This is a genomic window from Pseudomonas sp. zfem002, assembly GCF_032621685.1.
GTDB classification, from domain to species: domain Bacteria; phylum Pseudomonadota; class Gammaproteobacteria; order Pseudomonadales; family Pseudomonadaceae; genus Aquipseudomonas; species Aquipseudomonas japonica.
Window position 1 is genome coordinate 95,501 of sequence record NZ_JAVYJH010000003.1, and the last position, 10,837, is coordinate 106,337.

Genomic DNA, 10,837 nt, shown 5'->3' on the forward strand with positions numbered 1-10,837 from the left:
GACGATGAGCACTGCGCTAAACCCAAAATGAACATGGAGCGACGGGGTGCCACCCTGTGATTTTTTTTGTTCAGGCAGTCACTTAATGCTATTTTTCGCCCAGCCTCCCGCCAAGGTACAAAGTGCACCAATTCAAAGGGGATTTTTGATTGATTTGTACCAGCCATGACTAACCCTTCGCCGCTCTGGCCGCGCCCCTCGGAAGCCGTTCGCGAGCTCATGCGCAAAGGTGCGGAAATCGCCCAGAGCCTGCCGCCGGAATGGGTCGAGCGGCTCAATCAGTCGCTGTTTTCCTCGCCGGAGGACACGCTGGTGCTCGAGGACCCGGTGATTCTCGCGGCATGCCGGCGGGCCAACCGGGCGGAGCTGCTGCACTGGGCCAACGCCAATCTGCAGCGCCCCGGCGAGCCGGTGCAGCCCTATGTCTCCTCCGACATGGTGGACACCGCCCGGGAACTGGCCCGGCGCGGTATGTCCGAGTTGCTGATGAACTCGGCCAGGGCCGCGCAGAACGCGGCCTGGGAAGTGTGGATGAAGATGGCCTTCAGCCTGACCCAGGATCCGCAACTGCTCGAGGAATTCCTCGACGTCTCGTCGCGTTCGATCTCGACCTTCATCGACAGCAACATGCGTGTGGTGACCGAGATCATCCTCGAGGAGAAGAACGCCCACGCCCATGACGAGCACGTCGACAAGCGCAGCCTGGTCAGTCGGCTGCTCGACGGCAGGGACATGGATACCGAGCAGTTCGGCAGGCGCCTGGGCTACAGCCTGGTGCAGAAGCATCAGGCCTGCCTGGTCTGGAGCGAGAGCCCGAACGCAGAGATCCACCGCCTCGAGGAAATGGCCCGGGCGCTGGCCAGCCTCACCGGTTCGGCCACACCGCTGGTGGTCTTCGCCGGGCCCGCGACCTTGTGGGTGTGGAGCAGCGCGGTCAAGCCGCTGGACCTGAACCAGTTGCACAGCGTCGGCCGCCAGTTTCCGGGGATTCGCGCCGCGCTCGGTTCGCCGGGCGCGGGACTGAACGGCTTTCGGCGCTCGCACCTGGAGGCCTTGACCGCGCAGCGGGTGATGGGGCGCCTGGCCGGGGCACCGCCGGTTGCCAGCATCGATCAGGTGCGCATGGTGTCGCTGATGACCCAGGACGCCCGCGCATCCCGGCAGTTCATCCTCAGCACGCTGGGGCGCATGGCCGCGGAACCGGCGGTGCTGCTGCATTCGCTGCATGCGTTCCTGGCCAATGGCTGCAACATCACCCAGACCGCCGAAGTGCTGGGGACCCACCGCAATACCCTGCTGCGGCGCCTGGAGCGCGCGCAGGATCTGTTGCCCATCAAGCTGGCCGACCACCGCATTCAGATCGCCGCGGCACTCGAACTGGTGATCTGGAGCACCCCCGCGGAAGACGCCGAGCAATAGCCAGCGCCGACAGCGCGGCCGCTCACTCGAGCGGCCGCCTGGCCAGGCCCTGCAGAAAGGCGTTTTCCAGCATCCTCGCGCACTGGCCTGGCGTCCGCCCGCGTTGCCGGGCACCCACCGTGCCGTACAGCAGCGATACGAAGATCTCCGTCAGCACGGCGGCGGTGACATCGAGGCGAAAGGCGCCCTGGCGCTGGCCGTTGAGAAACAGCGTATCGAGCCTTTGCACATAGAAACTCAGCTCTTCCTCGCGCTGCGCCTGCGCCTGCGCGTGATAACGCGAGGCCAGGAAGGCGATCAGCGCGTCCCGGGCCAGGTGCTCGTGGATCAGCTGGCGCACGGCGAGCAGGGGCTGGCTCGCCAGCGCATCGACTGTGCCGAGCATCTGCAGGAGCGCCGCCCTGGCGTGCCGGTCGAGCTGACTGTCGAGGTTCTCCCGCGTACCGCAATGACGATGCAGGGTGGCCCGGCTGACGCCGGCCAGCGCCGCCAGTTCCTGCATCGACGCTCTGGGCCGCTGGGCGACCGCGGCATACAGGGCGTTCAGCAGCTTGCCGGGCAGAGAACCGCCGTGCTCAGTGCTTGAGGTCAGGGTGTCCATATAGAGTCTCTTATGAATTTTATGAGTCATTATTGACTCAATTTGAATTGAAAAGTAGCATTCGCGCAATTTTTCAATCATGGCTCGGGTGAGTAATGAGCAAGACAGGTTCGATCAGGATGGGTGTGCTGGCGGCAGCGATAGCCCTGGCAGGGTGCAATCCCGCGACGGAGCCGGAGGCCGCGGCGACCGCGAGCTACCCGGTGGAAGTCGTTACGTTGGTCGCCGAACAGATGACGCTGGCCGCTGAATTGCCGGGCCGGGTCGAGCCGATGCGGGTCGCCGAGGTGCGTGCGCGGGTGCCGGGCATCGTGCTGCACAAGCGCTTCGAGGAAGGCGCCGACGTCAAGGCGGGCGATGTGCTGTTCAACATCGACCCGGCGCCGCTCAAGGCCACCCTGGCCCGCGCCGAGGCCGACCAGGCCCGTGCCCAGGCCGTGCAGCAGGAGGCCCAGGCGCGGGTCAAGCGCTATGAGCCGCTGGTCAAGATCGAAGCGGTCAGCCAGCAGGACTTCGACACCGCCAGCGCCGAGCTGCGCAGTGCCCAGGCGGCCGTGCGTTCGGCCCAGGCCGATGTGCAGACGGCACGCCTGAACCTGGGCTACGCCACGGTCACCGCGCCGATCTCCGGACGCATCGGCCGTGCGCTGATCACCGAAGGGGCCCTGGTCGGGCAGGGCGATGCGACGCTGATGGCGCGGATCCAGCAGCTCGACCCGATCTACGTCGACTTCACCCAGTCCGCCGCCGACGCCCTGCGCTTGCGCCAGGCGCTGAAGGACGGCGCACTCGCGGCGGGCAGCCAGGCGTTGACGGCGCAAGTCGAAGGGACCGATTTCCAGCGCGCGGGCGAACTGATGTTCACCGATGTGACGGTGGACCGGGGTACCGGCCAGGTGGTGCTGCGCGGGCGTTTCGACAACGCCGACGGCACGCTCCTGCCGGGCATGTATGTGCGTGTGCGCACACCTCAGGGCACCGACAAGCAGGCCATCCTGGTTCCCCAGCGTGCTGTGCAGCGCGGCAGCGACGGGCAGGCGCGGGTCATGCTGGCCGCCAACGGCGTCGCCGAAGCACGGGTCGTGCAGACGGGTGCGATGCAGGGCGCGCGCTGGCAGATCACCGCGGGACTCAAGGCGGGTGACCAGGTCATCGTCGGCAGTCCGGCAGGTCTTGCCCCAGGCATGCCGGTGACGCCGGCCCAGGCGCAACAGGCCGTGGCGCACTAAGGCGAGGTTGACGAGATGTCCAAGTTCTTCATCAATCGGCCGAACTTCGCCTGGGTCGTGGCGCTGTTCATATCCCTGGCCGGCTTGCTGGTGATCCCGGTGTTGCCGGTGGCCCAGTACCCCAGCGTGGCACCGCCACAGATTTCCATCACCGCCTCCTATCCGGGTGCTTCGGCCAAGGTGATGGTGGAGTCGGTGACCAGTATCATCGAAGAGTCGCTCAACGGCGCCAAAGGCCTGCTGTACTACGAGTCCACCAACAACTCCAACGGCGTGGCCGAGGTGATGGTGACGTTCGAGCCCGGCACCGTGCCGGACATGGCCCAGGTCGACGTGCAGAACCGCCTGAAGAAGGCCGAGGCACGCATGCCCCAGGCCGTGCTGACCCAGGGACTGAAAGTCGAGCAGGCCAGTTCCGGTTTTCTGCTGATGTACGCCCTGACCAGTAGCACCGGTGGGAATATCACGGCGTTGTCCGACTACGCCGCGCGCAACATCAACAACGAGCTGCTGCGTGTGCCCGGTGTGGGCAAGCTGCAGTTCTTCGCCTCGGAAGCGGCGATGCGGGTCTGGGTCGATCCGCAGAAACTGGTGGGTTACGGCCTGTCCATCGATGACATCAAGGCGGCGATTCTCGGCCAGAACGTCCAGGTGCCGGCCGGCAGCTTCGGCAGTACGCCCGGTGCCAGCGAGCAGGAACTGACGGCCACCCTGGCGGTGCAGGGTACCCTCGAGACCCCCGAGGCCTTCGGCGCTATCGTGCTGCGCGCCAATCCGGATGGCTCCAGCGTGCGCCTGGGTGATGTCGCGCGTATCGCCATCGGCAGCGAGAACTACAACCTCTCGGCGCGGCTGGACGGCAAGCCCGCGGTGGTCGCCGCCGTGCAGCTGGCCCCGGGTGCCAACGCCATCCAGACCGCGACGCTGGTCAAGGAACGCCTGGACGAGCTGTCGCAGTTCTTCCCGCAAGGCGTCGAATACTCGGTGCCCTACGACACCTCGCGCTTCGTCGACGTGGCCATCGAGAAGGTGGTCCACACCCTGATCGAAGCCATGGTCCTGGTGTTCCTGGTGATGTTCCTGTTCCTGCAGAACGTGCGCTACACCCTGATCCCGTCGATCGTGGTACCGGTGTGTCTGCTGGGTACGCTGCTGGTCATGAAGCTGCTCGGGTTCTCGGTGAACATGATGACCATGTTCGGCATGGTCCTGGCCATCGGCATCCTGGTGGACGACGCCATCGTCGTGGTCGAGAACGTCGAGCGCCTGATGGCCGAGGAAGGCCTGTCGCCGGCGCAGGCGACCATCAAGGCGATGGGGCAGGTGTCCGGGGCGATCATCGGGATCACCATGGTGCTGGCTGCGGTGTTCCTGCCGCTGGCGTTCATGTCCGGCTCGGTCGGGGTGATCTACCAGCAGTTCTCGGTGTCGCTGGCAGTGTCGATTCTGTTCTCCGGCTTCCTTGCCCTGACCTTCACGCCGGCGCTGTGCGCCACGCTGCTCAAGCCGGTTGCCCACGGCCATCACGAAAAAGGCGGCTTCTTCGGCGCCTTCAACCGTGGTTTCGCGCGGCTGACCGAGCGCTACTCGCTGATGAACAGCGCCCTGGTGGCCCGTGCCGGGCGCTGGATGCTGGCCTATGTCGGGATCCTGGTGGTGCTCGGCTATTCCTATGTGCGTCTGCCGGAGGCCTTCGTGCCCGCCGAGGACATGGGCTACAGCATCGTCGATGTGCAGTTGCCACCGGGCGCCAGCCGGGTGCGTACCGACCACACCGCCGACGCGCTGGAGAAATTCCTGATGTCCCGTGAAGCGGTGGCCAACTCGATCCTGGTGACCGGCTTCAGCTTCTCCGGCCAGGGGGAAAACGCCGCGCTGGCATTCCCGACCTTCAAGGACTGGTCAGTGCGCACCGAGGAACAATCGGTCGCTGCCGAGATCGTGGCGACCAACGCCCAGTTCGCCGCCAATGGTGATGGTGCCATTACCGCGGTCATGCCGCCGCCGATCGACGGCCTGGGCAACTCCGGGGGCTTTGCCCTGCGTCTGATGGACCGTGGTGGCCTGGGGCGTGAAGCGCTGCTGGCGGCGCGTGACCAGTTGCTGGCCAGTGCCAACGGCAACCCGATATTCCTCTACGCGATGATGGAAGGCCTGGCCGAGGCGCCGCAGCTGCGTGTGCAGATCGACCGCGAAAAGGCCCGCGCCCTGGGCGTGAGTTTCGAGGTGATCAACAGCACCCTGGCCACCGCCTTCGGTTCGGCGGTGATCAACGACTTCAGCAATGCCGGGCGCCAGCAGCGCGTGGTGGTGCAGGCCGAACAGGACCAGCGCATGACCCCGGAAAGCGTGCTGCGCCTGTATGCGCCCAACGCCAGTGGCGAGCAGGTGCCGTTCAGTGCCTTCGTCACCACCCATTGGGAGGAAGGTCCGGTACAGATCGTGCGATACAACGGTTATCCGTCGATCCGCATCGCCGGTGACGCCGGGCCCGGTTACAGCACCGGCCAGGCGATGGCCGAGATGGAGCGTCTGGTCGCCGAGCTGCCACCTGGCATCGGCTATGCGTGGACGGGGCTGTCCTACCAGGAGAAGGTCTCCAGCGGCCAGGCCGCGGGCCTGTTCGGCCTGGCCATCCTGGTAGTGTTCCTGCTGCTGGTGGCGCTGTACGAAAGCTGGGCGATCCCGCTGACGGTGATGCTGATCGTGCCGATCGGGGCCGTGGGCGCGGTGTGGGCGGTGATGCTCACCGGTCTGTCCAACGACGTGTACTTCAAGGTCGGCCTGATCACCATCATCGGCCTGGCGGCGAAGAACGCCATCCTCATCGTCGAGTTCGCCAAGGAACTGTGGGAGAAGGGCTACAGCCTGAGTGACGCCGCGATCGAGGCCGCGCGCCTGCGTTTCCGTCCGATCGTGATGACCTCCATGGCCTTCATCCTCGGTGTGATTCCGCTGGCCATCGCCACGGGCGCCGGTGCGGCCAGCCAGCGCGCCATCGGTACCGGGGTGATCGGCGGCATGCTCAGCGCCACGCTGCTGGGCGTGGTGTTCGTGCCGATCTGTTTCGTCTGGGTGCTGAAGCTGTTGAAGCGCAAACCAGCCCCGCTTCACCAGGCTGTCGAGGTAGCGAAGTGATGGTCATGCTCAATCGTGTTCTTCCGTTCGCCCTGGCCGTTACCCTGGCCGGCTGCTCCCTGGCGCCCACCTATGAGCGCCCCGAGGCGCCGGTGGCGGCCGCCTGGGGCGACGCCGTCGCTCATCAGGGTCAGGCGGTGGAGCAGCTGGACTGGCAGGGCTTCATCGTCGATCCGGTGCTGCGCCAGCTGGTTGCCAGTGCGCTGGACAACAACCGCTCCCTGCGCCAGACCCTGCTGGATATCGAGCAGGCCCGTGCGCAGTACCGCATCCAGCGTGCCGATCGGTTGCCGGGCTTGAATGCCGGGGCGTCCGGCAACCGGCAACACCTGCCGGCGGACCTGGCCAGCGACGGGCGCCAGGGCGTCAGCAGTAGCTATCAGGTCGGGCTGTCGCTGCCGGAGTACGAGATCGACCTGTTCGGTCGGGTCAAGAGCCTGAGCGACGCGGCCCTGGAGCAGTACCTGGCCACTGAAGAGGTCGGCCGTGCCGCGCGCATCGCCCTGATCGCCGAGGTGAGCCAGGCCTACCTGACCCTGGATGGCGCCGAGCGGCGCCAGGCCCTGACCCGGCAGACCCTGGCCAGCCGCGAGGATTCGCTGGCCCTGGTCGGCCAGCGGCGTTCCGCCGGCACCGCCACCGCGCTGGATCACCAGGAGGCGCTGGGGTTGGTCGAGCAGTCGCGGGCCGAACTCGAGGCGACCGTGCGCCAGCAGCGCCAGGCCTACAACGCCCTGGTCCTGCTGCTGGGCAGCGCCGAGGCGGCCAGGGCGATTCCCGCCGAGCGCGCGGATGAGCCGATGGTGCTGCACGACATCGCGCCGGGTACACCGTCGAGCCTGATCGAGCGGCGCCCGGACATCCTCGCCGCCGAGCATCGCCTGCGTGCGCGCAATGCCGATATCGGCGCGGCGCGGGCGGCGTTCTTCCCGCGGATCAGCCTGACTGGCAGCTTTGGTACGTCCAGTGCGCAGATGTCCGGGCTGTTCGACGGTGGCTCGCGCAGCTGGAGCTTCATGCCGCAGCTGTCGCTGCCGCTGTTCGATGCCGGGCGCAACCGGGCCGGCCTGAACCTGGCCGAGGTGCGCAAGGATTCGGCGGTGGCCGCTTACGAAGGCACGATCCAGACCGCCTTCCGCGAAGTCGCCGATGCCCTCGCCGCCACCGACACCCTGCGCCGCGAGGAAGCCGCGCGGCGGGCCCTGGTCGATACCAGCCGGGCGACCGTGGCGCTGGCCAAGGCGCGTTACCAGGGCGGGGTGGACAGCCACCTGCGCTACCTGGATGCGCAGCGCAGCAGCTACGTCAACGAGGCCGCTTTCATCGACGCCAGTACTCAGCGCCAGCTGGCCTTGGTCGACCTGTTCCGCGCACTGGGTGGCGGCTGGCCGGACAAGGGCTGAAGTCCTCCTTTGGTTGGCGAGTCCAGCCGCCTGGCCCCGGGGCGAATGCCCAGGGGCCTTTTTTTGGGGGGCTTGGGGTGAGTGGTGGCGTCACCGCCTGCAACGGATCAGCTCGCGAAACCGCCACCGCCACTCTTTTGCCGGAACAGATCAGGCAGCGGGGGCAGCCGCGCCGTCGAGGAACAGCAGTTCGAGGGTCTGCACCGAAGTCGCGCTGGCCGCGCGCCCGCGGCGTTCGGCATCGACGATGCCATACACCATGCTCAGGAACATCTCGGTGAAGACCGCCGCGCTGATGTCGATGCGCAGCGCGCCTGCGCGCTGGCCACGCAGGAAGAAAGCATCCAGGGCGTCGGCATAGGCCCGCCACGGGCGGTTCTGCTCGCTGTCGTCGAACGAGTCGGGGCGGTACTGGAAGAGCAGGAAGATCATCATCTCGCGATGCTTGAGGTGCTCGACGATGAGCCGGCGCAAGGCCGCGATCGGGTCGGGCTCTTCCAGCCCGGCATCGCCGATGACTTGCGCGAGCACCTGTTCGCCGTAGCCCTCCAGCATGTTCACCAGGTTGTCACGGGTGCCGCAGAAGCGGTGCAGCGTCGCCTTGCTGACGCCTGCCGCCTCGGCCAGTTCCTTCAGGGTCGCACGAGGATGGACAACGATCGCATCGGCCAGCGCCTTGAGCAGACGCTCGTCGGTTGTCGGGAGGGACATCGGATGCTCCACAGGGCTGATTGGGCGGCCATTGTGAAGCAAGCACGGGCCTGTGGCATCCATTTGATCGAATGTCGATTCAATCCGGACTTCGCCGTCGCATCCGCGCTTGGGCGCTTAGTGCATTTCGATCAATAACTTGTCACTTTCGGTCATTGAGCGGCGGCGGGGCGGCCATTAATGTCGGCTCCAGACAAACCGACGGGGCCCGATGAGGCGCCCGCATTTTCCGTGATCACCGTGGAGATCGTCATGACCGCCGCCCAATACCCGCACCTGCTTGCCCCCCTCGACCTCGGTTTCACCACCCTGCGCAACCGCACCCTGATGGGCTCGATGCACACCGGCCTGGAAGAGAAACCCGACGGCTTCGAACGCATGGCCGCGTACTTCGCCGAGCGTGCCCGGGGCGGCGTCGGCCTGATGGTCACCGGCGGTATCGGCCCCAATGTCGAGGGTGGCGTGTACTCCGGCGCGGCCAAGCTGAGCACCGTGGAAGAGGCGGAAAAGCACCGGATCGTCACCCAGGCCGTGCACGAGGCCGGCGGCAAGATCTGCCTGCAGATCCTCCACGCCGGACGCTATGCCTACAGCCCCAAGCAGGTGGCGCCGAGCGCCATCCAGGCGCCGATCAACCCGTTCAAGCCCAAGGAGCTGGACGAGGAGGGTATCGAGAAGCAGATCGCCGACTTCGTCACCTGCTCGCAACTGGCCCAGAGCGCCGGCTATGACGGCGTCGAGATCATGGGTTCGGAAGGCTACTTCATCAACCAGTTCCTCGCCGCCCACACCAACCATCGCACCGACCGCTGGGGCGGCAGCTACGAGAACCGCATGCGCCTGGCGGTGGAGATCGTGCGCCGGGTGCGCGAGGCGGTGGGGCCCAACTTCATCATCATCTTCCGCCTGTCGATGCTCGACCTGGTGGAAGGCGGCAGCGACTGGAATGAGATCGTGCAACTGGCCCAGGCCATCGAAAAGGCCGGGGCGACCCTGATCAATACCGGCATCGGCTGGCACGAGGCGCGCATCCCGACCATCGCCACCAAGGTGCCGCGGGCGGCGTTCAGCAAGGTCACGGCCAAGCTGCGGGGCGCGGTGAAGATCCCGCTGATCACCACCAACCGCATCAACACCCCGGAAGTGGCCGAACAGGTGCTGGCCGAGGGCGATGCCGACATGGTCTCCATGGCCCGGCCATTCCTGGCCGACCCGGATTTCGTCAACAAGGCCGCGCAGGGCCGCGCCGACGAGATCAATACCTGCATCGGCTGCAACCAGGCCTGCCTCGACCACACCTTCGGCGGCAAGCTGACCAGTTGCCTGGTCAACCCGCGAGCCTGCCACGAGACCGAGCTCAACTACATTCCGGTGACCCAGGCCAAGCGCATTGCCGTGGTCGGTGCCGGCCCGGCCGGCCTGGCCGCGGCCACCGTGGCGGCCGAGCGGGGCCACCAGGTGGTGCTGTTCGACGCTGCCAGCGAAATCGGTGGCCAGTTCAACGTAGCCAAGCGGGTGCCGGGCAAGGAAGAGTTCTACGAGACCCTGCGCTACTTCGGGCGCAAGCTGCAGACCACGGGCGTCGAGCTGTGCCTGAACACCCGTGTCGATGCGCGGCAGCTGGCCGCCGGCGGCTATGACGAGATCATCCTCGCCACCGGCATCGCGCCGCGTCTGCCGGCGATTCCGGGGATCGAGCACGCCAAGGTGCTGACCTACCTCGACGTGCTGCTGCAGCGCAAGCCGGTGGGCCAGCGCGTCGCGGTGATCGGTGCGGGCGGGATCGGTTTCGACGTGTCCGAATTCCTCGTTCACCAGGGCGTTGCCACCAGCCAGGACCGCGAGGCGTTCTGGAAGGAGTGGGGCATCGACAGCGCCCTGCAGGCGCGGGGTGGTGTCGCCGGGGTCAAGCCCGAGCCCCATGCGCCGGCGCGTCAGGTCTATCTGCTGCAGCGCAAGAAGAGCAAGGTCGGCGACGGCCTGGGCAAGACCACCGGCTGGATTCACCGTACCGGGCTGAAGAACAAGCAGGTGCAGATGCTCAACAGCGTCGAATACCTGGGGATCGACGATGCCGGTCTGCATGTCCGCGTCGGCGAGGGCGAGCCGCAGGTGCTGGCGGTGGACAACGTGGTGATCTGCGCCGGCCAGGATCCGCTGCGCGAACTGCATGACGGCCTGGTCGCGGCCGGGCAGTCGGTGCATCTGATCGGTGGCGCCGATGTGGCGGCAGAACTGGATGCCAAGCGGGCGATCAACCAGGGTTCGCGGTTGGCGGCGGGGCTTTGAGGTAAGGCGTCCAGCCTTGATGTCGAGGCTGGACGCTTTACTTATGA

Annotated in this window: 7 protein-coding genes; 5 read left to right on the forward strand and 2 right to left on the reverse strand. The window is 66.6% G+C overall.

Going from position 1 to position 10,837, the window contains the following annotated elements; all coding sequences use genetic code 11:
• Positions 1 to 165: 165 nt before the first annotated feature.
• On the forward strand, positions 166 to 1,419 hold the full coding sequence (locus RTI28_RS06365) for a PucR family transcriptional regulator (RefSeq protein WP_316919664.1): 1,254 nt from the start codon (positions 166 to 168) through the stop codon (positions 1,417 to 1,419).
• A 22-nt stretch (positions 1,420 to 1,441) separates the two neighbouring features.
• Here RTI28_RS06365 and RTI28_RS06370 read toward each other — a convergent pair whose 3' ends face one another.
• Positions 1,442 to 2,020: a TetR/AcrR family transcriptional regulator gene (locus RTI28_RS06370; RefSeq protein ID WP_316919665.1), complete on the reverse strand. Its 579-nt coding sequence runs from the start codon at positions 2,018 to 2,020 to the stop codon at positions 1,442 to 1,444.
• 95 nt (positions 2,021 to 2,115) lie between these two features.
• Between RTI28_RS06370 and RTI28_RS06375 the strand changes: the two genes are divergently transcribed.
• Genes RTI28_RS06375 through RTI28_RS06385 form a run of 3 tightly spaced genes read left to right on the forward strand, consistent with a single transcriptional unit; the run spans position 2,116 to position 7,790 of the window.
• Positions 2,116 to 3,249: a MexC family multidrug efflux RND transporter periplasmic adaptor subunit gene (locus RTI28_RS06375; protein ID WP_316919666.1), complete on the forward strand. Its 1,134-nt coding sequence runs from the start codon at positions 2,116 to 2,118 to the stop codon at positions 3,247 to 3,249.
• Between the two features lie 15 nt (positions 3,250 to 3,264).
• A complete protein-coding gene (locus RTI28_RS06380) occupies positions 3,265 to 6,387 on the forward strand; it encodes an efflux RND transporter permease subunit (RefSeq protein ID WP_316919667.1) in 3,123 nt (1,040 codons plus the stop codon).
• A complete protein-coding gene (locus tag RTI28_RS06385; protein ID WP_316919668.1) occupies positions 6,387 to 7,790 on the forward strand; it encodes an efflux transporter outer membrane subunit in 1,404 nt (467 codons plus the stop codon). The genes RTI28_RS06380 and RTI28_RS06385 overlap by 1 nt, the downstream gene beginning before the upstream one ends.
• Before the next feature lie 150 nt (positions 7,791 to 7,940).
• On the opposite strand, the gene RTI28_RS06390 is transcribed toward RTI28_RS06385, so the two are convergent.
• Positions 7,941 to 8,501, reverse strand: coding sequence for a TetR/AcrR family transcriptional regulator (locus RTI28_RS06390; protein WP_316919669.1), 561 nt, complete (start codon positions 8,499 to 8,501; stop codon positions 7,941 to 7,943).
• 252 nt (positions 8,502 to 8,753) lie between these two features.
• Here RTI28_RS06390 and RTI28_RS06395 point away from each other — a divergent pair, with 252 nt between their 5' ends.
• Positions 8,754 to 10,790: an NADPH-dependent 2,4-dienoyl-CoA reductase gene (locus RTI28_RS06395; protein WP_316919670.1), complete on the forward strand. Its 2,037-nt coding sequence runs from the start codon at positions 8,754 to 8,756 to the stop codon at positions 10,788 to 10,790.
• Positions 10,791 to 10,837: the final 47 nt, after the last annotated feature.